The 22,651-nt window shown below is 30.8% G+C and carries 14 protein-coding genes and 7 pseudogenes; 8 read left to right on the top strand and 13 right to left on the bottom strand.

Features of this window, described 5'->3' with window-relative positions; genetic code table 11:
• The first annotated feature begins 30 nt into the window (after positions 1–30).
• The 4 genes and pseudogenes from infC to rlmF all read left to right on the top strand — a co-directional run bounded on the left by infC (position 31) and on the right by rlmF (position 2,301).
• Positions 31–528 carry a translation initiation factor IF-3 gene (gene infC, locus JJC05_RS14465; protein ID WP_219845013.1) on the top strand — a complete coding sequence of 166 codons (498 nt, stop codon included), beginning with the start codon at positions 31–33 and terminating at the stop codon, positions 526–528.
• 81 nt (positions 529–609) lie between these two features.
• On the top strand, positions 610–807 hold the full coding sequence (gene rpmI, locus JJC05_RS14460; RefSeq protein ID WP_014164268.1) for a 50S ribosomal protein L35: 198 nt from the start codon (positions 610–612) through the stop codon (positions 805–807).
• A 160-nt stretch (positions 808–967) separates the two neighbouring features.
• Positions 968–1,312, top strand: a complete 345-nt coding sequence (rplT, locus tag JJC05_RS14455; RefSeq protein ID WP_088392779.1) for a 50S ribosomal protein L20 — start codon at positions 968–970, stop codon at positions 1,310–1,312.
• A 91-nt stretch (positions 1,313–1,403) separates the two neighbouring features.
• Positions 1,404–2,301 (top strand): annotated as a pseudogene (gene rlmF, locus JJC05_RS14450) (23S rRNA (adenine(1618)-N(6))-methyltransferase RlmF).
• Between the two features lie 382 nt (positions 2,302–2,683).
• On the opposite strand, the pseudogene JJC05_RS14445 reads toward rlmF, so the two are convergent.
• From JJC05_RS14445 to tgt, 6 genes and pseudogenes are all read right to left on the bottom strand, one after another.
• A pseudogene (locus JJC05_RS14445) lies at positions 2,684–3,945 on the bottom strand (asparagine synthetase B).
• Positions 3,946–3,993: 48 nt separating this feature from the next.
• Positions 3,994–5,541 (bottom strand): annotated as a pseudogene (dnaB, locus tag JJC05_RS14440) (replicative DNA helicase).
• 152 nt (positions 5,542–5,693) lie between these two features.
• A pseudogene (locus tag JJC05_RS14435) lies at positions 5,694–6,646 on the bottom strand (acetyl-CoA carboxylase carboxyltransferase subunit alpha).
• Positions 6,647–6,758: 112 nt separating this feature from the next.
• Positions 6,759–7,646, bottom strand: coding sequence for a DMT family transporter (locus JJC05_RS14430; protein WP_127822850.1), 888 nt, complete (start codon positions 7,644–7,646; stop codon positions 6,759–6,761).
• Positions 7,633–8,737, bottom strand: a pseudogene (locus JJC05_RS14425) (LptF/LptG family permease). The gene JJC05_RS14430 and the pseudogene JJC05_RS14425 overlap by 14 nt, the downstream one beginning before the upstream one ends.
• Positions 8,737–9,867, bottom strand: a complete 1,131-nt coding sequence (gene tgt, locus JJC05_RS14420; RefSeq protein ID WP_088392765.1) for a tRNA guanosine(34) transglycosylase Tgt — start codon at positions 9,865–9,867, stop codon at positions 8,737–8,739. Before tgt ends, JJC05_RS14425 begins: the two are co-directional and overlap by 1 nt.
• Before the next feature lie 172 nt (positions 9,868–10,039).
• Between tgt and JJC05_RS14415 the strand changes: the two genes are divergently transcribed.
• Both JJC05_RS14415 and JJC05_RS14410 read left to right on the top strand, forming a co-directional pair.
• A complete protein-coding gene (locus JJC05_RS14415; RefSeq protein WP_235877708.1) occupies positions 10,040–10,885 on the top strand; it encodes a transketolase in 846 nt (281 codons plus the stop codon).
• Positions 10,886–10,939: 54 nt separating this feature from the next.
• A pseudogene (locus tag JJC05_RS14410) lies at positions 10,940–11,892 on the top strand (transketolase family protein).
• Positions 11,893–12,852: 960 nt separating this feature from the next.
• Here the strand turns inward: JJC05_RS14410 and yajC are convergent.
• The 4 genes from yajC to JJC05_RS14390 all read right to left on the bottom strand — a co-directional run bounded on the left by yajC (position 12,853) and on the right by JJC05_RS14390 (position 15,856).
• A complete protein-coding gene (gene yajC / locus JJC05_RS14405; protein WP_088394095.1) occupies positions 12,853–13,116 on the bottom strand; it encodes a preprotein translocase subunit YajC in 264 nt (87 codons plus the stop codon).
• A 55-nt stretch (positions 13,117–13,171) separates the two neighbouring features.
• Complete coding sequence (locus tag JJC05_RS14400; protein ID WP_127822848.1) at positions 13,172–13,660, bottom strand: DUF1573 domain-containing protein; 489 nt, start codon at positions 13,658–13,660, stop codon at positions 13,172–13,174.
• Positions 13,661–13,667: 7 nt separating this feature from the next.
• On the bottom strand, positions 13,668–14,576 hold the full coding sequence (gene nusB, locus JJC05_RS14395) for a transcription antitermination factor NusB (RefSeq protein ID WP_088394099.1): 909 nt from the start codon (positions 14,574–14,576) through the stop codon (positions 13,668–13,670).
• A gap of 176 nt (positions 14,577–14,752) precedes the next feature.
• The gene (locus tag JJC05_RS14390) at positions 14,753–15,856 is read right to left on the bottom strand and encodes a Glu/Leu/Phe/Val dehydrogenase dimerization domain-containing protein (protein WP_088394091.1); all 1,104 of its coding nucleotides are present in this window, start codon (positions 15,854–15,856) and stop codon (positions 14,753–14,755) included.
• Positions 15,857–16,056: 200 nt separating this feature from the next.
• On the opposite strand from JJC05_RS14390, the pseudogene JJC05_RS14385 reads away from it, so the two are divergent.
• Positions 16,057–17,816 (top strand): annotated as a pseudogene (locus tag JJC05_RS14385) (ABC transporter ATP-binding protein).
• Positions 17,817–17,890: 74 nt separating this feature from the next.
• Complete coding sequence (locus JJC05_RS14380) at positions 17,891–18,256, top strand: PUR family DNA/RNA-binding protein (RefSeq protein WP_164849052.1); 366 nt, start codon at positions 17,891–17,893, stop codon at positions 18,254–18,256.
• A 1,101-nt stretch (positions 18,257–19,357) separates the two neighbouring features.
• On the opposite strand, the gene capB is transcribed toward JJC05_RS14380, so the two are convergent.
• From capB to JJC05_RS18510, 3 genes are all read right to left on the bottom strand, one after another.
• A complete protein-coding gene (gene capB / locus JJC05_RS14375; protein ID WP_088394928.1) occupies positions 19,358–20,617 on the bottom strand; it encodes a cysteate-C-fatty acyltransferase in 1,260 nt (419 codons plus the stop codon).
• Between the two features lie 756 nt (positions 20,618–21,373).
• Positions 21,374–22,192, bottom strand: coding sequence for a tetratricopeptide repeat protein (locus JJC05_RS18515; RefSeq protein ID WP_309597350.1), 819 nt, complete (start codon positions 22,190–22,192; stop codon positions 21,374–21,376).
• The gene (locus tag JJC05_RS18510; RefSeq protein ID WP_309597349.1) at positions 22,162–22,650 is read right to left on the bottom strand and encodes a hypothetical protein; all 489 of its coding nucleotides are present in this window, start codon (positions 22,648–22,650) and stop codon (positions 22,162–22,164) included. Before JJC05_RS18510 ends, JJC05_RS18515 begins: the two co-directional genes overlap by 31 nt.
• Position 22,651 lies beyond the last annotated feature (1 nt).

The following is a 22,651-nucleotide window of genomic DNA, read 5'->3' as shown; positions in this document are numbered from 1 at the left end:
ACCTCGCGTAGAAAAAAGGATGAACACAGAATAAATCAGTATATTCGTGTTCCGGAAATTCGTTTAGTAGGAGACAATGTAGAACCGGGAGTAATAAAAACTTCTGATGCTTTACGTCTAGCAGATGAATTAGAACTTGATTTGGTTGAAATTTCTCCAAATGCAGAGCCTCCTGTTTGTAAAATAATGGACTATAAAAAGTTCTTATACGAGCAGAAGAGACGTGAAAAAGAATTAAAAGCTAAATCAACTCAAATCGTTATAAAAGAGATTCGTTTTGGACCTCAAACCGATGAGCATGATTATGAGTTTAAAAAGAAAAATGCAGAAAAATTTCTTAAGGATGGAGCTAAATTAAAAGCCTTTGTATTCTTCAAGGGACGTTCAATCATTTACAAGGAACAAGGTCAAATCTTACTATTAAGATTAGCTCAGGATCTTGAAGAGGTAGGAAAAGTTGAAGCAATGCCTGTTCTAGAGGGTAAACGTATGATTATGTTTATTACACCAAAGAAAAAAAGCAAATAGACTTAGACATTAGTAATAACTTTTGACTTTGGCTATTCACTCAAAATATAAGTAAGTTAAATTAAATAAATTTGGGAAATTATGCCTAAAATGAAAACTAAATCTAGTGCTAAGAAACGTTTTAAAGTTACTGGCTCTGGAAAAATTAAAAGAAAACACGCTTTTAAAAGTCACATTTTGACTAAAAAGTCTAAAAAACGTAAATTAGCGTTAACTCACTCTGCATTAGTTCATCAATCGGATGTGAAAAGTGTAAAAGAACAATTAAGAATTATTTAATAAGCGTTAGTCTAAAGTGGTTAACTATTAGTACAAATTACTATTAACTATCACTACTAATGCCTGAATAATTTAGGTTAAAAAAATTTAATAACCCCGGGGTGGGCTTTTAAGAGTCTGATAAATATCAGAACGCCTTACTTCAAAAAAAGTAAAAATTATGCCAAGATCAGTAAATTCAGTTGCTAAAAGAGCAAGAAGAAAAAAGATAATGAAGCAAGCCAAAGGTTTCTTTGGTAGAAGAAAAAACGTTTGGACAGTTGCTAAGAATGCGGTTGAAAAAGCAATGTTATATGCTTATAGAGATCGTAAAGCTAAGAAGAGAAGTTTCCGTTCTTTATGGATTATGCGTATTAACGCAGGTGCTCGTTTAGAAGGGATATCTTACTCTCAATTTATGGGCAAATTAAAAGCTAATAATATTGAGCTAAACCGTAAAGTTTTAGCTGATTTAGCTATGAATCACCCTGAAGCTTTCAAAGCTATTCTTAACAAAGTAAAATAATAACGTTTAACAATACATTTAACTTACTTAAAAAATCCCAGTCGCAAGATTGGGATTTTTGTATTATTCTATTATTTTTTCCAGCAAGTTTATGAAAAAAGACCTAAATAAAGGATTACACCCTAGAAATAAACACAACCAAGAGTATAATTTCAATCTATTAACTACTGCTTTTCCTGATTTAAAAAAACATATTAGCATTAATAAATATGGAAATGAAAGTATTGATTTTGCTAATCCTGATGCTGTTAGAAGCTTGAACAATGCTTTATTGAAATATTTTTATCAAATTAATTTTTACGATTTACCTAAAACTAATTTATATCCGCCAATACCGGCAGAGCTGATTATATACATTATATTGCCGATCTACTAGCTAAAGGAATTAATGGTACTTTACCTACGGGAAGTGGTATTAAGATACTAGATATAGGAACTGGTGCAAACTGTATTTATCCTATTTTGGGACATAAAATATACGGTTGGACTTTTGTAGCAACGGAAGTTGATAAACCCGCCTTATTAACTGCGGAAAAAATAATCCAAGAAAATGAGCTTTCTAAATATATTACTTTACGTTTTCAGGAAAACAAAAGAAATAGTTTTAAAAAAATTATTAAAACTAATGAAGTTTTTGACTGTGTAATTTGCAATCCTCCTTTTCATAATTCAAGAGAAGAGGCAACAAAAGGTAGTATAAGAAAACTTCATAATTTAGGAAAAGAGACAGAAGGTAAAGTTGTTTTAAATTTTGGAGGCCAGAATAACGAGCTATGGTGTGAAGGGGGTGAAAAGGCTTTTATTACTAATATGATTTATGAAAGTGTTCATTTTAAGTCACAAGTTAAATGGTTCAGTTCATTAGTTTCTAAAAAGAGCATTTAAAACATTTTGAAAGCATTTTAAAAAAACTGAAAGCTTCTTCCGAAATCATCTACATGAAACAAGGTAATAAAACTACAAGAATTTTAGCTTGGCGTTTTTTATGACGTTCTTTACTTAATTCTTTATTTTTAGCAGTTTTAACCCCAAATCAGTTAAAAGTTATTACAAATAAAGAACCTTTGAATCCAAAAAAACATCCTTTTTTTCCTCAATTAATTAGGTTTTCTTAAAAGTTCAGAATCCTGTCTTTTTATATAACAGAAGAAATAACAGCACAATATTGATATCTAAATTTTTCTCTTTGATCGAAGTGCTATATCTCTTTTAATGAGATTATATTGCTTAAAACCAAATTACGCAACTGTTTCATCTTCTAAAATTTTTTCGTGAGCTTTGAATTTATTGATTTTTTTGTTTCACAACGAAATCTAATGTGGAATCTGGGACAAAATCTTATATTTTTATCTTTAATTTTCACATAACATCTTAGGTTTTTTGATGTTTCTTTTTAGCAGCTGGAAAAAGTATGTTATTTAAAATTAATCGAAAACCCGGTGAGTTCGGATGCAAATTTAAATCGGTTGGCTCATCCCCTACTCTATGTTGATAATCTTCGGGGTCATGCCCTCCATAAAAAGTAAAAAAACCTTTTCCTTTTTGGGCATGAATATAACGGGCTTCTCCATTTATTTGACATTCTCCCATTACTAAAACATTTGACTTAATTAATTCTTTATCAAATGCAGTAGTTTGTCCCATAAAACCTTTTACTAATGCTGTATGATTTTGACAAAGCATAGAGGGTATAACATCCCATTTAGCGGAATATTCTGAGAGTGTAAAATAATCTTTATCAAAAGGAACAATTGCTTGATGTTTTTCTGTTGTATCAATATTTGAAAATTCATATTTTTCAGGTCTTCTTTCAAGAAGAAAATCTTTGAAAGCAAAAGTTTTCGAATAATCTATTTTTTCTTGATAATTTGTTTCACTTGGATCTCCGTCAAACATTGTTTCGCAAATATCTATTCCTTCTGCTGAAAGTGCAATATCAAAGCTATCTGTTGCGGAGCACATAGCAAACATAAAGCCTCCTCCAATAACAAAATCGCGAATTTTTTTGGCAACGGCTAATTTTTCATTGGACACTTTTTCAAAACCTAATTTGGTAGCTAAATTTTCGGCATCTTTTTTTTGTTCTATATACCAAGGCATATTTTTATATGATCCGTAAAATTTACCATATTGACCTGTAAAATCTTCATGATGTAAATGTAACCAATCATATAGTAATAATTGATCACTTAATACTTCTTGATCGTACACTACTTTAAAAGGAATTTCGGCATAAGCTAAAACCATTGTTACGGCATCATCCCAAGGTTGTTTTCCGGCGGAGAGTAGACCGCTATTTTAGGTGCTTTTTCTAATGTTACAGCTTCCATATTTTGAGATGGGGAAGCTATATCTGCCAATATTTGTTGTGTTTCATTATCTGAAATAACTTCAAAACTGACTCCTCTTATTTGACATTCTTTCCTAATTTCCTGTACATCTGGCAAAAGAAAGGATCCTCCTCTATAATTAAGGAGCCAACTTCCTTTATATCCTTTATCCAATATCCAATAGGTAATCCCATAGGCTTTCAAATGATTTTTTTGCGTGACTTCATCCATAGGAAGCAAAATAGAATTTGCCCTTATGGAAATATTAAAGATTGTAATTATAAAAATCAAAAAAGCTTTCATTGCACCTATTTATATCTATTATCAAATATAACAATATTAATCTTTTAATTAAAAAGGAACGTCACTATCATCATCAAAATTATTCATAGTGCTACCAAATGCTTCATTAGGCGAAGGCAAATTAGGCGTAATGAATGGATTAGAGTCTTCTAAATTCATTTTAGAAGGAAGATCGTCAAACTCACTCCCAAATTCATCTAAATTATCAAATTTACCAAGGTGTCCTAAAAATTTTAGTCGTATGTTTTCTAAACTACCGTTACGGTGTTTAGCAATAATAAATTCTCCTTGTCCTTGGGTAGGAGAACGTTCATCATCATCCCATTCTTCTATTTTATAGTATTCAGGACGATATATGAATGATACAATATCGGCATCTTGTTCGATTGCTCCTGATTCACGTAAATCAGATAATAAAGGACGCTTACTAGAACCACGTGTTTCTACAGCACGTGATAACTGAGATAAGGCTATAACGGGTACATCTAATTCTTTTGCTAATGCTTTTAAATTTCGGGAGATTGTTGAAATTTCTTGCTCTCTATTTCCTCCTCCTCCTTTTGCATTTCCTCCTGCTGTCATTAGTTGGAGGTAGTCAATAACTATAATTTTTATATCGTACTGTGATTTTAATCTTCTTGCTTTAGCTCGTAGATCAAAAATTGATAGAGATGGGGTATCATCTATAAAGAGAGGTGCTTTTTCTAGATCTCTAACTTTAACTGATAATTGTTCCCATTCGTGTTTTTCCAACTTACCCGTACGTAATTTTTCAGATGACAAGCCTGTTTCTGAAGAAATTAAACGAGTAATTAACTGAACGGATGACATCTCTAAGGAAAATACAGCTACTCCACTATTAAATTGAATTGCCATATTTCTTGCCATAGATAAGACAAATGCTGTTTTACCCATACCGGACGGGCAGCAATAATGATTAAATCGGATGGCTGCCAACCTGAAGTAACTTTATCTAATGCGTGAAATCCTGTAGGGATACCGCTTAACCCTTCTTTTCCTGCTATTTGTTCAATTCTCTTTTTAGCTTGAATTACTAAGCTTTGAGCTGTTTCAGAACTTCGTTTGATATTACCTTGTGTAACTTCATAAAATTTGGCTTCTGAACTATCTAGTAATTCAAATACATCTGTAGTTTCATCATAGGCTTCTTCAATAATTTCAGAAGAAATTTTAATCAAACTTCTCTGAATATATTTTTGTAGAATAATACGGGAGTGAAATTCGATATGTGCAGAAGATGATATCTTTTGAGTAAGCTGAATAAGGTAATAATCGCCTCCTGCCACTTCTAACTTACCCATTTTTTTAATTGAGCTGAAACAGTCAATAAATCAATTGGTTGAGAATCATTAAAAAGTGTAACGATGGCATCAAATATGTATTTATGAGCGTCTTTATAAAAAGCATCGGGTTGTAAGATATCAATTACTTCATCAACCCCTTTTTATCAATCATCATGGCTCCTAAAACAGCCTCTTCTAAATCAATCGCTTGTGGTGGCAACTTCCCTTTTTCAAGGTTTATTATGGCTGTTTTGTCTACTTTAGCTGGGTTGATGTTTTTGAAATTTTCCATAATGCAAAGGTAGTTTGAAATCTCTAAAAAGAGAAGAAAAAAGACTCCTTAAAGTATTGAGAATTAATGTTAACAATTATTTTATTTTGTTAATAAGAGGTAAAAAAATCCGAAACCATGGGTTTCGGATTTAAATATATTAAATTTTTATATTATTCTTGATAATGCCCCATTTTACTATACTTATCCATTCTTTGTGTTATTAACTCTTCTGTTGATAAGTTTTTTAATTCACCAAAAGCTTTTAACACATATTCTTTTACATTTTTAAAAGCGGTAGGTTTGTCACGATGTGCTCCACCAAGTGGCTCTGGAATAATTTCATCAATTAATCCATGCTCTTTCATATCTTTTGCAGTTAATTTAAGTGCTTCTGCTGCTTTTTCTTTATGCTCCCAACTTCTCCATAGGATAGACGAACAAGATTCGGGTGAAATTACGGAGTACCAAGTATTTTCCATCATATACACTTTATTTCCTACTCCTATTCCTAATGCTCCACCTGAAGCTCCTTCTCCTATAATTACTGTAATGATTGGTACTTTTAAACGAATCATTTCAAAAATATTTCGTGCAATGGCTTCTCCTTGCCCTCTTTCTTCTGCTTCTAAGCCCGGATAGGCTCTCGGAGTATCAACTAAGGTTAGAACTGGAATATTAAATTTTTCAGCCATACGCATCAATCGTAATGCTTTTCGATAACCTTCTGGATTTGCCATACCAAAATTACGCAACTGACGCATTTTTGTATTAATTCCTTTTGTTGACCAATAATCATAAAAGACTGACCATTTATCTTACCCAATCCTCCTATCATGGCCTTATCATCTTTTACACCACGATCTCCAAATAATTCTAAGAATACACCACTTGTTAAATTTTCGATGTGTTCTAGGGTGTAAGGACGGTTAGGATGACGAGACATTTGAACACGTTGCCATGCTGTTAAATTTTCATATAAATTTTTTTTCGTCTCTTCTAACTTTTGAGCTAATTGCTCACATGTAGTTGATACATCTACTTGTGTATCTTCACCTATAAGCTGACATTTTTCAATTTGCTCTTCAAGTTCTTTAATAGGTAATTCAAAATCTAAATATTCCATAAGATTTTATATTTCTAGTTGAGTGAACAAAGATAAAATTTTAGATGGAGTTTTAAAGAATTATTTAATCTAAAGTATTTCTATTTCACACAAAACACTTACAAACAACGACTTATATTGCTATTTTATTCTTATTTTTTAGTATTCCATTCAATATTACGGTCGTTAGTATAATAAAAGCTCCTAAATAAAACTGGCTATTCATCTTTTCTTTATCTCCAAAAACCCATAAAGCTAAAATTATGCCGTATATAGGTTCTAAATTAATGGTTAACATTACAGTATAAGGACTCAAATATTTCATAACTTGAACGGAAGCTATAAATGCGTAGGCGGTGCACACAGAACTTAAAACAGCCATCCATAGTAAATCGTTCATAGATATTTGAAAAAACGAGTAATTAAAACTTCCTGTAAATAATAAGAAAAGAGAAAAAAATAAGATTCCGCCTAATAATTCGTAAAATGAAATAACAGTGGGTGTGTCATTTTTTGCTAATTTCCCATTAATAATTGAAAAGGAGGCGGATAAAAAAGCAGAAATTAAAGCCAATAAAATTCCTTGAAAATATTTCATTTCTACTTTAAAAATTAAATACAAACCTGCAATTACCATTAATCCTAATGCGACTTCGTATAAAATTATTTTTCGTCTAAAAAAAATAGGTTCTAATAGGGAGGTAAAAAAAGCCCCTGTAGATAAACAAGCTAATGTTATGGATATATTGGAAACTTTGATTGCTTGAAAAAAAGTATACCAATGTAAAGCGATAACCAATCCTGCTAGAAGATATCGTATTAGGGATTGTATTGTAATTCTTAAACTAATTTTTGAGAAGAAAACATATATTAGGATAAAAAGAGCTGCTATACTCATTCTAAACCAAACTAATGGCAATGCTTCTAATGTAATCAGGGCACCTAGTACCGCTGTAAATCCCCATATAAAAACGATAAAATGGAGATGTAAATAACTTGTAAACGTTTTATCTTTTAGCATTTTTTAATAAATAATAAGCTAAAACACCAAATACTACATTGGGTAACCAAACGGCTATAAATGCTGGAAAGGAAGATTTTTCAGCCATTGTACCTAATATTTTGTCTAAAAAAATATAAGAAAAGGCAACTGCTATGCCTATTGCTAGATTTACTCCCATTCCACCTCGACGTTTCATAGAAGAAACGGCTACAGCTATTATGGTTAGCACAAAAGCAGAAACTGGTACACTATATTTCTTATATTTAACAACTAAATAAGCATTTATATTAGAAGAACCTCTTTGTTTTTCTTTTTCTATAAATTCATCTAATTCTGTAGGCATTAGAGTTTCTGCTATGTATATTACTGGTGTTAAATCTTCTATTTCAAAATTGAACTTGCAATTTTTACTTATTTCTGATTCTATTATATCGTCTAGTTCTCCAACTTTTCTTTTTGTATAATTGGATAGCGTATAATCTTTTGTTTTAGGGTTGTATGTAATTGAGGTTGCCGTAATTTTTTCAACTAATTTATTTTTATCAAATCGCTCATATACAAATGTGTAGGCTGTTTTTCCTTCAACATTTAGATTGGAAGCATAAACGTACTCGTTTTTACTAATTTGTCTAAAGACATCATTTGTTTGGCGCATTTCTTCTCGTCCTCCTCCGATAAGATACATATAACGAAAGCTTCTAAAGCCTTCACTAGATTTTGGAACTAAAAAAATCCCATGATTAAGGCAAATAGACAAACAATAGTGGCTCCTATTAAGTAGGGACGCAAAAAACGCTGAAACGAAATACCTGAACTCAAAATAGCAACGATTTCTGTATTATTAGCTAACTTTGAGGTAAACCAAATAATAGATAAAAACAAAAATATAGGAAAAAGCAAATTGGCAAAATAAATCACGAAATCGAGATAATAGACAGCTACTTTTGCAAAAGGTACTTTATTTTCTAATATTTTATTAATTTTTTCAGATATATCAATCGTAATACCGATTGGAATAAATAATAAAGCATAGCTAAAAAGGTAAATAAGTACCTTTTTAGTATGTAACGATCTATTAGTGATAATTTTGAAAATAAATTTGAGAGCATTATAACCTTTGAGCCATTTGTTTAACCATTTTTTCTTTCCATTCACGAAAATCCCCTGCTAAGATATGTCTTCTTGCTTCACGAACTAGCCACATATAAAATCCTAAATTATGAATAGTTGCTATCTGTTTTCCAAGATATTCGTCTGCTGCAAATAAATGTCTTAAATAAGCTTTTGTATATTCAGTATCAACAAATGTATGTCCCATTTCATCAATTGGCGAAAAATCGTCGGCCCATTTTTTATTTTTTATATTAATAACGCCATTGGCTGTAAATAACATACCATTTCTGGCATTACGAGTAGGCATTACGCAATCAAACATATCAATTCCTAAAGCAATGTTTTCTAAAATGTTGATAGGAGTCCCTACTCCCATTAGATATCTTGGTTTTTCTTTAGGTAAAATAGCTGTAACAACTTCTGTCATAGCATACATTTCTTCTGCTGGCTCTCCTACTGACAATCCCCCTATAGCGTTTCCTGCTGCTCCAACATTGGCAATATACTCAGCAGACTGAGCTCTCAAATCCTTGTATGTACTTCCTTGAACAATAGGAAATAAAGTTTGCTCATAACCATACATAGCAGGTACTTTTTTTAGATGATCTACACATCTATCTAACCAACGATGAGTCATGTGCATACTACGTTTTGCATAACGATAGTCACAAGGATATGGTGTACATTCGTCAAAAGCCATGATAATATCAGCTCCTATAGAACGTTGGATTTCCATAACACTTTCGGGAGAAAAAAAATGGTAGGATCCATCTATGTGTGATTTAAATTTTACGCCCTCTTCTTTTATTTTACGATTTGCAGAAAGTGAGTATACCTGATAACCTCCTGAATCAGTAAGAATATTACGATCCCAATTCATAAATTTATGCAATCCTCCTGCTTGTTCCAATATTTTTGTTTGTGGGCGTAAATACAAATGATAAGTGTTTCCAAGAATTATATCGGGATTAATATCATTTTTTAATTCACGTTGATGTACTCCTTTTACAGAAGCAACAGTACCTACTGGCATAAAAATAGGGGTTTCAATAATGCCGTGATCCGTAATTACTTTACCTGCTCGTGCTTGTGTTTGTGGATCTGTATGTAATAATTCGAACTTCATAGTAACTTTTCTTCCAAATTTTAAAGCGCAAAGATAACCTATTGCTTTTAGATTTTAGATTACCTCTTTTAGATTTTTAAAATCTTTAACTAAAAAAGTCTTTACACAAGATTTGTCTTTCGAAAAAATATGAAGTAATTTTGACACCGATTCACAAAAACCTATTTTAAAAATGTCTGACATTCAACAACTAAATGATTTTACAACACAAGTAAGAAGAGACATTCTTCGTATGGTACATGCTGTAAGTTCAGGACATCCTGGTGGTTCATTAGGATGCGCTGAGTTCTTAACTGTATTGTACCAAAATCTAATGACCCGTAAACCAGGATTTGATATGGACGGAATTGGAGAAGATATTTTCTTTTTATCTAACGGTCATATTTCACCTGTTTTTTACAGTGTATTAGCTAGAAGTGGTTATTTTCCTGTTTCTGAATTGGCAACTTTCAGAAAACTAAATTCACGTTTACAAGGTCATCCAACAACTCACGAAGGACTACCGAGAGTGCGTATGGCATCTGGCTCTTTAGGGCAAGGATTATCAGTAGCTATAGGTGCTGCTCAATCTAAAAAATTAAATAACGATAACCATTTAGTCTATTTATTATGTGGTGATGGTGAATTACAAGAAGGACAAAACTGGGAAGCTATTATGTATGCTTCTGCAAAAAAAGTAGATAATGTAATTGCTACTGTTGATTATAATGGTCAACAAATTGATGGATCTACAGATGATGTCCTTTCACTAGGCAACTTAAAAGCTAAATTTGAAGCTTTTGATTGGGATGTTATTGAGATAAAAGAGGGAAACAACATTGAAGCTATTTTAGCTGGAATGACTGAAGCTAAAAATCGTACTGGTAAAGGGAAACCTATTTGTGTATTATTACATACCGTTATGGGGAATGGCGTAGACTTTATGATGCACACGCATGCTTGGCATGGTAAAGCGCCTAATGACGAGCAATTAGCTACTGGATTAGCTCAAAACGCGGAAACTTTAGGAGATTATTAATGCAGTAAGCAGTAAGCAGTAAGCAATAAGCGTACTGCCTAAAGCAATTAAATTATGAAAAAATATACAAATCAAGGAAGTAAAGACACGCGTTCTGGTTTTGGAGCGGGTATGACTGAATTAGGTCAAAAAAATGAAAATGTGGTAGCTCTTTGTGCCGATTTAATAGGATCATTAAAATTTGATGATTTTAAAAAAATCATCCTGAACGCTTCTTTCAAATAGGCATTGCAGAGGCTAACATGATAGGCATTGCAGCAGGCTTAACAATTGGGGGAAAAATTCCATATACAGGTACTTTTGCTAACTTCTCTACAGGGCGTGTTTATGATCAAATTCGCCAATCTGTTGCTTATTCTGACAAAAATGTAAAAATTTGCGCCTCTCATGCGGGGTTAACATTGGGAGAAGATGGTGCTACTCACCAAATTTTAGAAGATATTGGATTAATGAAGATGTTACCGGGCATGACGGTGATTAACACTTGTGACTATAATCAAACGAAAGCTGCTACAATAGCTTTAGCAGATCATCATGGTCCTGCTTATTTACGCTTTGGTCGTCCTGTAGTACCTAATTTTACATCTCCTGATGAACCTTTTGTAATTGGAAAAGCTTTACACCTTAACCAAGGTACAGATGTTACTATTTTAGCAACAGGACATCTTGTATGGGAAGCCTTACAAGCTGCCGAATCATTAGAAGCTAATGGTATTTCTGCTGAAGTAATCAATATACATACTATTAAACCGTTAGATGAAGAGGCTATCTTACAATCAGTAGCAAAAACAGGATGTGTAGTAACAGCTGAAGAGCACAACATATTGGGTGGATTAGGTGAAAGTGTTTCTAGAGTATTGACATTAAACTTACCTGCTCCTCAAGAATTTGTAGCTGTCAAAGATTCGTTTGGCGAGTCAGGAACACCTGAACAACTAATGGAAAAATACCAGTTAAATGCCCCTGCTATTGTAGAGGCCGTTAAAAAGGTAATCAATAGAAAATAATTTTTTCACATAAAAAAACTATCCTAAAAGTTAACTAATCAACTACGAAGAGAAATAATGTAATTATGATTTTCTCTACACTCTTTGTCATTAACAAACTAAGTGTGATTATTTGGTACTTTTAGGATACTTTTTTATTCAATTCTAATAACTATTTCGGATCAAATAGAATTTAGGAAATTTAATTACACTAACTGATAGTATAAAAACTGAACCTAATTTAACCCAGATTACGCATTAGACCCGAGCGTAGCGAATAGACGAAGTAAATCTATTCCACTTTATTTTTCTTCAAATTCAAGCACGTACTCAAATTTTAATCATCAAAATAGTTCACTATTTCTTCTTCTAAAATTTTCCGTGAGCACTTGAATTTATTGAAAAATTTTGTTTCACAACGAAGTCTAATGCGGAATCTGGGTTTAACTAAAAATCTTAATAAAGAAAATCCGAAAACACACCAAAAACAAAGTGTCTTTATCTATCGTTTGATGTTTTTTTCTAAATCCATTATTTTTCTACTTTATAAAAAGTCTTTAAAGAACGAACGATATATACCAGAATCTAAAGTTGTATATTATTTCAAACCCGAATTTTACATTAGAAATTTATTACAGAAAAGGGCTTTGACACTAAAAAAGATACTTTTTTCGTTTTCAATTAGATTGTCTTAAAAGTTCGTAATCTTAATCATTATAAAACAATAAAATGATATAACATTGATAATATGACTTCTCCCTTGAGGTAAAATTACGAACTACTCGTTAAATTACGGCTTTTGTCCCCACATCTGAGAGAAAATTTTTCCGTGCCTTTTTATTTTCTTTACCTTTTCATCTTTAGCACGAAATCGAATGCAGAATTTAGATCAAACGATTTCATATTTATTTTTATAAAAAAAGGACCTAGATAACAAAATCCAAGCCCTTAAGTTTTTAACTTCTTTTAACAAAAAAGATATTATTTTTTATTTAATGCTGCTGTCATATCTGATGAAATAGCAGAGCGTTCCATCTTTATTTTTCCAGCCATAGTTTCTACGATTACTGTAGTTTCTGCTAGTTCTGCTATTTTTCCGTGAATTCCACTTTTAGTAACAATCTTATCTCCTACATTTAATGAAGATTCAAATTCTTTTTCTTTTTTTATTTTTCGTTGCTGTGGCAATATTAAAAAAACAAACATTACTACAAACATTAATAAATAAGGTAAAAATTGTGTCATTTTATATTAATTTATCGTTTTATACTATCTAAAATACTAAGATTCACATAGTATTTTACTTACTATTTTCTACTAAGATATTGGCTTTAAAAGTTAAAATTTCGTTTCCTTGTTCCGTATTTGTTAAAAGAGCAACTGATTTAGTTTGTTGACCTGACTTACCTTTAGAATCAAAAATTATTTTGATCTCTCCTGATTCTCCTTTTTTTACGGGTGTTTTAGTCCACTCAGGAGCAGTACATCCACAAGAAGGGCGAACTTCTATTACATATAAATCATTTTTACCTGTGTTGGTAAATTTAAAGATATGTTCTACCTTATCACCTTGTTTGATGGTTCCAAAATCATGTTGAGCGCTATCAAATTCAATTTTAGGATATTCACCTGGTTTTAATTTCTTTTTCATGCTCTCTTCTTGCATAGAAAGCATACCTTGAGGCATAACTAAATTATTACTATTTACTTGTTGAACTTCAAATTCATCTTTTGATCTACAAGCAACTAATGAAAGGATTGTGAAAATTGCAAAACTGTATTTTTTCATATTCTTATTACATTAAGCCACGGCCTGACTTTTTTAATTTACCGTTTGTATTAAACTCTTTTACTAAATTATCTAAAATTCCGTTGATAAATATAGAGCTTTTTGGCGTAGAATACTCTTTTGCAATTTCTAAATATTCGTTAATTGTTACTTTAACAGGTATCGAAGGGAATTTTAATAATTCACAAATTGCCATTTTTAAAATAATAGTATCAATTTCAGCAATACGTTCTATTTCCCAATTAGGTGTTTTTTCTGAAAATTCTTTAGCAAGAGCTGTTTCGTTTAATGTCGTTTTACGGAAAAGTTGTGATACGAATTCGCGATCTTCAATGTCATTAAATAACTTAGGAACGAAAAATAAATCCTCTTCGTTTTTGATAGCTTTCAATTGTTTAAGTATAAAAGTATTAATCAAAGGAATATCGTCAATCCAAGTTAACTTATGATCTTCTAGATATTCATAAAGTTTAATATTTGGAGCTAAAATTTCGGTGAATAAATTAATGATAAAATCTTTGTCTTCTTGGAAATCATTGATGCGATTAGTCATATACTTCTTGTATAAATCGCTTTGTTTAATTTCAGTAGTAAAAATCTTAACATATTCCTCATGTATATGCCAGTCGTTAATTTTACGATCTGCTAATGCTACGGAAAGGGAATTACTTTCTTCTAAAAGATGAAGAATTTTATTGTTAATAAATTTTAAATTGGGATTTTTTTCTTCTCTGGTGGCTAAATATTTTTTGCTAGATAAATCTAAAAACTCTTCCTCTTTATTTCGTATTTCTAATAATAAAGAAATGGTTACAAGATATAAGTCTTGCATATTGTCGATACTATTAAATAAGAATTTTTCTTCTTTTTCAATATTATCAGAATGGTTTTGATGCATTGCGTATATGGTTTGCATCACTTTTAGTCGGATATGTCTTCTATTTAACACCTTTGTAAGAACTTTTAAAAAATTAACGAAGCGAAAGTTTTTCTTTCGCTTCGCAAAATACATATTTTTTAGAGATTAAAACACTTTATCGTAAAGAAGTAACTTAATAATTTTGTTACATTCGTAGTTTTTTAATCTATGAATTATTTAGCTAATTCTTTCTTTTTTAAATCAATACGATTTTGAGCTATTTTGAAAGCAGCTTCATGAGTTGTAATATTGTTAGCATTAGCATAGTCAAATATTTCTAAGGTAGTATTAAAAATATTTTCTGTTCTACGCATAGCTTCTTCTTTACCGTAATTAGCTATTTCGCCATATACATTAATAATACCACCAGCATTAATTAAAAAGTCAGGAGCGTATAAAATTCCTTTTTCTTTTAACATTTGTCCATGACGTAATTCATCTGCTAATTGGTTATTAGCAGCACCTGCAATTACTTGTGCTTGTAATTTACTGATTGTTTCGTCGTTTACTGTAGCGCCTAAAGCACAAGGTGCATAAATATCTACATCTACACTGTATAAATCGTCTCCTTGGAAAATTTTAGCACCGTATTTGTTTCCTATTTCACTTAAACGTGCTTCGTTAATATCCGAAATAATCACTTTTGCACCTTCTTTTGTCAAATAATCAACTAAAGTTTCTCCTACATGGCCTATCCCTTGCACTAAAACTTTTTTTCCGTCCAAATTTTCAGTACCAAATTTATACTTAGCAGCAGCCTTCATTCCCATATACACACCATACGCAGTAACGGGAGAAGGATTTCCTGATCCACCAATTGCTTCAGAAATACCTGTCACATGTGTTGTATGCTGACGTATTAAGTCCATATCTGGAGTTGTTGTACCAACGTCTTCAGCTGTAATATAACGTCCGCTTAATGAATGCACAAACTGACCGAATTTAGCAATCATTTCAGGTGTTTTATCAAGCTTTGAATCACCTATAATTACTGCTTTACCACCACCTAGATTTAAACCAGAAATAGCTGATTTAAAAGTCATTCCTCGAGACAAACGTAGTACATCATTTAATGCTTCCCATTCGTTTGTATATTTCCACATTCTAGTTCCTCCTAATGCAGGACCTAAAACCGTGTTATGGATACCAATTATTGCTTTTAAACCAGTATCTTTGTCATGGCAAAAAACAATTTGTTCGTGATTATCAAATGAAACTTGACCAAATACAGGGTCAACTTTATGTAATTCACTTGCTTTTACAGATTCAGTAATCATAATGAATGTTTTTAAAATAGTATGGTTTGTTTTTTTTACAACCGTTGCAAAATTACGCTTTTCTATTATTTTTTTGCAATTATAAGCTAAAATATTTACTTCTAATTACAAAAAATAAAATTTTATTATCATTAAATTACTGTTTAAATATTAATATTTTATTATGATATTTTCATCTAAACCCTTTTTATTTAAAAAAAATGAAAGAACTCCGTTACATTAACCCTTATTTTATAAAATATAAATATCATTTTTTTGGAGGAATTTTAATTACAATAATTGCTCAGTTTTTTTCATTGTATACTCCCGAGTTAATAGGAGATTCTATTACTAAAATAGAAGAATATTTTAGACATAATCAATCCAATTCAATTGAAATAAAAGAAAATCTAAAAAAATACATTATTTTAATTTTAGGAGCTACTTTATTTGCTGGTTTTTTAACTTTTCTAATGCGTCAAACTCTAATTGTCATGTCTCGTCACGTAGAATATGATATAAAGAATGAAGTTTTTAAAAAATATGAAATATTAAGTCAAAGTTTTTACACAGAAAACAGAACAGGTGACTTAATGAACCGAATTACAGAGGATATAGCAAGAGTACGAATGTACGTTGGACCTGCCGTTATGTACACAATTAACACAATAATACGATTTGCTATTGTTATTTTTTATATGATAAAAATATCTAAAACATTAACATTAGTTGTACTCTTACCATTACCAATATTAGCTTATTCTATTTTCAAAATAAGTTCTGAAATTAATAAAAAAAGTACTGTTTTTCAGCAAAATTTATCGAAGCTAACCAGCTTTATACAAGAATATTTCTCGGGAATTCGAGTTGTTAAATCCTATCATACTCTATTTTTCAAAGAATTAGAACTTCATGATTTTTCGCATATTAATTATGAAAAAAGTATTGATTTAGCTAAAACACAGGCTTTTTTTGCTCCTTTAATGTTATTGCTAATAGGTTTGAGTAATTTGTTCGTAATTTCAGTAGGAGGATATTTATATATTCAAGGTGACTTATTAAACCTAGGAGTTATTGCTAAATTTATCCTTTATATTAATATGTTAATTTGGCCTGTTACTTCTATCGGTTGGGTTTCCTCTTTAGTACAAGAAGCAGAAGCTTCACAGAAAAGAATAAATGAGTTTTTAAAAATCGAACCTGATATTCTAGATAATTTAACTATAAATACTCCTGTTTTAGCAAATAAAATAGATTTTAAAGAGGTTTCTTTTGGTTATCCAAATACTAAAGAGCTGGTGCTTAAAAACATTACTTTCACTATAAAAAAGGAGAAAAAGTGGTTATATTAGGTTCTACAGGTTCTGGTAAAACAAGCCTTTTATCACTCATACCTAGATTGTATGATGTGTCAAAAGGCGCGATTTTTATAGATGGGATAAATATTAAAGAAATTCGATTAAAAAAACTAAGAGACGCAATTAGTGTAGTACCTCAAGATTCTTTTTTGTTTTCAGATACAATTTATAACAATATATGCTTTGGCAAAGAAAATGCTACTTTAGATAATGTGATAAGTGTGGCAAAACAAGCCGTTATCCATGACAATATAGAAGGATTTAAAGAAAAATACCAAACACTATTAGGTGAAAGAGGAATCACTCTTTCTGGAGGTCAAAAACAACGTGTATCCATAGCTCGCGCTCTAATTAAAGAAGCCAGTGTAATATTATTAGATGATAGTTTGTCTGCAATAGATACTGAGACAGAGGAGAAAATTCTGAATAATTTAGACAAAAAAACTGAAAACCAAACGATTATAATGGCAACACATCGTGTTTCATCTGCTAAGCATGCGGATAGAATTATAGTTTTAGAAAACGGATTAATTACTCAGCAAGGAACTCATAATCAACTGGTAAACAAAGAAGGATACTATAGAAATTTATATTTAAAACAATTAACTGAAAAAGATTTTTAATAAATATTTGGCTGTGAGTATTTTTTTTTTCAAATTTGGACATCGCAACACAAAATAATTTTGATAGAATGAGAATGAACGAAAACGAAATGTTAGAAAAAGAAGAAATTTTTTCTAAAGTATTACGTGCAGGAAGAAGAACTTATTTCTTTGATGTACGTTCTACAAAAGCAGATGACTACTACATTACAATTACAGAAAGTAAAAAGTTTACAGAAGACGATGGATCTTTCCATTTTAAAAAACACAAAATCTATCTGTATAAAGAGGATTTTACAGCCTTTAAAGATATTTTAGATGAAATGACATCTTATGTCTTAGACCAAAAAGGAGAAGAAGTCATTTCTGAACGTCATCAAAAAGATTTTAAAAAAGAGTACCACAGAGAAGGAGATAGCTCTAGAAGTTCTTTTACGGATATCGATTTTGATGATATCTAAAAAATAATGACTACATAATTAAAAGGGGATTTTAAAAATTCCCTTTTTAAAAAAAATTTTCTTATAAGCGGACTTAAGAAGATCAAAACTCAAGAACTTCTTGCTAATTTATTCTTTATTTTTAAGACTTTTACTAAAAAAAGCTATTCCCTTTTTTAGCATAAATTTCCAAGTCCCTTTTATAGTTGCTATTTCAAGAAGTAAAAAACGCAAAATAGAAACTATAAATTCCCTTCGAGTATTTAAAAACGTGCTCTAGAAATTGTTTTTATTAAAGTATGGAAAAACTAAATATGCACTTGCTAATTTAGCATACAATAAATTTAAACCCAGATTACGCATTAGACCCGAGCGTAGCGAATAGACGAAGTAAATCTATTCCACTTTATTTTTCTTCAAATTCAAGCACGTACTCAAATTTTAATCATCAAAATAGTTCACGATTTCTTCTTCTAAAATTTTCCGTGAGCACTTGAATTTATTGAAAAATTTTGTTTCACAACGAAGTCTAATGCAGAATCTGAGTTAAACCAAATCATACGTTAGAAATTTATTACAACAAATAAGGATTTTTTGAGCCTTAAAAAGTATTCCTTTTTGTCCGCAATTATAGTTTCCTTAAAAATTCACAATCTTGTCATTTATACAACAGGAGAGATAACATAAATTGATAATATCTGATTTCTGTATTTGGTCGAAGTAATAAAACCACACATTAAGTTATTTCTTTTTATATACCTTTGTTGCCGATAAAAATTTTCTGCATACTTCTTTCTCATCTCTTCATCACAAAATTTACCGTTGTCATCTAGGTTTAAATGAGAAAGGAGAATGATCCTTGGAATAATGAGTAAAAACTAACTTTAATACGTAGTTAATTCTATACTTTGATTTTGAAGAATTATTTTCTAAAGTTATTTTAAAAAATGAGTTTTTTAAGGAGTGTGAAGGTATCACTATATAAGAAGAAGGAGCCCTAAAAGTTGGTGTTTTTTTCTTTTAGAGTGACAAATTTTTAAGTCGTTACTTTTTGAACACCTTCTTCTTAAAATTATTTATTTTTATTTGTAATTTTTAAAATCAAATAATATTATATCTTTTCTATGATACATTTTCAACATTAACCTCAGCTAGTGCTTTGTAGGTACCGTTGCTTAATTTTTCACGAATTGCTTCAAAAGCAGTTAATGTTTCCTCTATATCAGCAATAGTATGAGATGCCGTAGGTATCATACGTAATAAAATAATACCTTTAGGGATTACAGGGTATACTACAATTGATAAAAATATATTGTAGTTTTCTCTTAAATCGTTAACCATTACCATAGCTTCAGGTATAGAACCTTCTAAGTACACAGGCGTTACACAAGTATTTGTATCACCTATATTAAATCCTCTTGACTTTAAGCCATTTTGTAAATAATTCACATTTTCCCAAAGCTTTTCTTTTAGTTCAGGCATAGTACGTAATAATTCTAAACGCTTTAAAGCCCCTACAGTAAATATCATAGGTAATGACTTGGCAAACATTTGAGAACGCAAATTATACTTTAAATAATCAATAATATCTTGATCACCAGCTACAAAAGCTCCTATGCTAGCCATTGATTTAGCAAAGGTTGAAAAATAAATATCTATACCATCCTGACAGCCTTGTTCTTCACCTGCTCCAGCACCTGTTTTACCTAAAGTACCAAAACCGTGTGCGTCATCTACTAATAAGCGGAATTTGTATTTTTCTTTTAAAGCTACAATTTCTTTTAACTTACCTTGTTGTCCTCGCATTCCAAAAACACCTTCGGTAATAACTAAAATACCGCCTCCTAATTCATTAGCCATTTTGGTTGCGCGCTGTAAATTTTTCTCAAGGCTTTCTACATCATTATGTTTATAGGTAAATCGCTTACCCATGTGTAAACGAACTCCATCAATAATGCAACCATGAGAATCTACGTCATATACAATTACATCGTTTTTAGTTACTAAGGCATCAATAGTAGATACCATCCCTTGATATCCAAAATTTAGTAAATAAGCTGACTCTTTCTTAACAAAGGAAGCTAATTCGTCTTGTAATTGTTCGTGTAAGTCAGTATGCCCACTCATCATACGAGCTCCCATAGGATAGGCCGCTCCATATTGTTCTGCTGCTTCAGTATCAATTTTTCTAATTTCAGGATGATTAGCTAATCCTAAATAATCATTAATAGACCAATTTAAAATTTCTTTACCATGAAACTTCATGCGAGGACCTAGTTCGCCTTCAAGTTTAGGAAATACATAGTAACCTTCTGCTTGCGATGCCCATTTTCCTAATGGACCTTTATTGTTTTGAATTCTTTCGAATAAGTCTTTTACCATCTTATTATTAGATTAAAAAATCAGGGCAAAAATATAAATTAATACCGATTAAATTAAAAAATGGAGGAACAATAAATAAAAAAAGTCACACTTTAAACAGTATGACTTTTCTTGATAATTTTAAACGATGATTTTATATCTCCCAAAAACAAAATAAAGATAAAGTGATGGTATTTATAAAAAACACCACGGTGTGGTTACTAAATTTACTTTATCAAAAATACGTTTAAAATTTTAGTTTGTTTACTTGATTAAGAACGTATGACAAATATAAAATATCGAAATTTAAAATCATTACGGTTTTACCATACATTTTGTTAAAAGTATCTGATTGTAAGGAGAAGTATACACGTAAAAAGGTCTGATATTTATTCCATTTAATGGTCTTATTGTTGAAGATAAAAAGGAAAAAGAAGAAATCGTATAAAATAAATTTGACAACTATAAACTAATCATTTAACGCATTCCTTTACTCTTCAATCGAAGGGAGAAATCGCATTATCAGTGCTATACAATTCCGCTTAGCGTATTCATTTCGGCTCAAGCTTCTCTTTTTTGTATGAATGATAAGATTGCCGTCTTTTAGGAAAAACTAATCGAGCTCAACAAACAAGGTCCTTTTTTAGATTCAAAGTCACTTTTAAATATAAATTTCTAACATGGAATTTTGTTTATTTTTTCAAACAAAAAAAACCACAACGTTGATTTATAAAAAAACTCCTCGAAAATTGAGGAGTTTTTTTAATACGATTAACTTTAATTTTTAGCCTTTAATGCTTTGTATTTATCTGTCATATCAAGAGCATTATACATATTTAGCAATGTATTTTTAATGTCTTTATCACTTTCGAATAGTTCATAAGCTTTTTCTAAATGAGGAATTGCTGATTTGTATAAATTTTCTCTTTTAACCTTTAGGGCTTCATATTTTTTCATATCAGCTGCTGAAGTTCCTAATTTATTCATTTGATCTACAATTTCTTTTTCTCCATCTAATTTAAGAACACCTAAATTTAAGTACGCATTTTTGTATTTTGGATCAATTTGAATGGCTTTTAAATAATAACCTTCTGCATCAATTTTTGCTTGTTTATCATTTGCTTGTCCTGAAATAACACCTAAATTATAAAATAAATCAGCATTATTAGGGTCTTTTGCTAGAGCTTCTTGTGCATATTTTTTATAGGTTGGATAATCGTTCGCTTTTAATGCCACTTCCATACCTGCTGTATACAACCCTGTATCTCTCGGATTTGCTTGTATCGCCTCTTCTACTGCTCTTTTAGCTGCGGCTAAATCCCCTTTTTGATTTAATATTAAAGCTATATTTTTAATTATTTCACCTCTTTTTGACGGAACATTTTCAGTTCGTGGAGATTCATGGGTTCCTATTTTTACAGAAAAATCTCTATCTTTCATCGAAGCAAAGGTTTCTTCCTGTCCGTTTGATTTATTTTTTGCCAAATAATTAGTGGCTTTCCCTGAATATTTCAGATCTTTTAACATTTTATAATGAGAAAGGGCTGAATCATAATCCTCGGCATTTATGGCGCTACTTGCTGCATAATACAACATTGTTGTATCTTTTTATCTAAACCGTATACTTCGTATAATTTTTGAGCACTTTCTTTGTAACGTTTAGCATTTGAATCAGCAATTGCGCTATTGGTTAACAAACGTTTAACCTCAATCAAAGAGGATTCTGCTTGTCCTGTATATTTGTTTTTTCCAGAACTAACTTCTGTTGCTTTTAACTCGTTATAAGCTTTAGCAGCGGCTACTAAATTTTTTCCTTCTTCAATATTTTTTTTTGCTAATTCTAGATTTGTGTTTCCTAATATAAAATAATACTGGGCTTTTGTTGGATTGTCTAAATTTACAATCATGTAGTCTATTTTATCTAAGGATGCTTTAGCCTCAGTAGGATTTCCTGATTTCAGTGCTTTTTCAGCTGCTTTGAGATCCTCTTTTTGAGCAATTGTAGTGACTGACAAAAACAAAGCAGTTACTAATACTAAATTCTTTATTTTCATT

The sequence above is a fragment of the Flavobacterium davisii genome (assembly GCF_019565505.1).
Classification (GTDB): Bacteria; Bacteroidota; Bacteroidia; order Flavobacteriales; family Flavobacteriaceae; genus Flavobacterium; species Flavobacterium davisii.
Note: the sequence above shows the minus strand (reverse complement) of the source record. Positions and strands in the feature narration are given on the sequence as shown.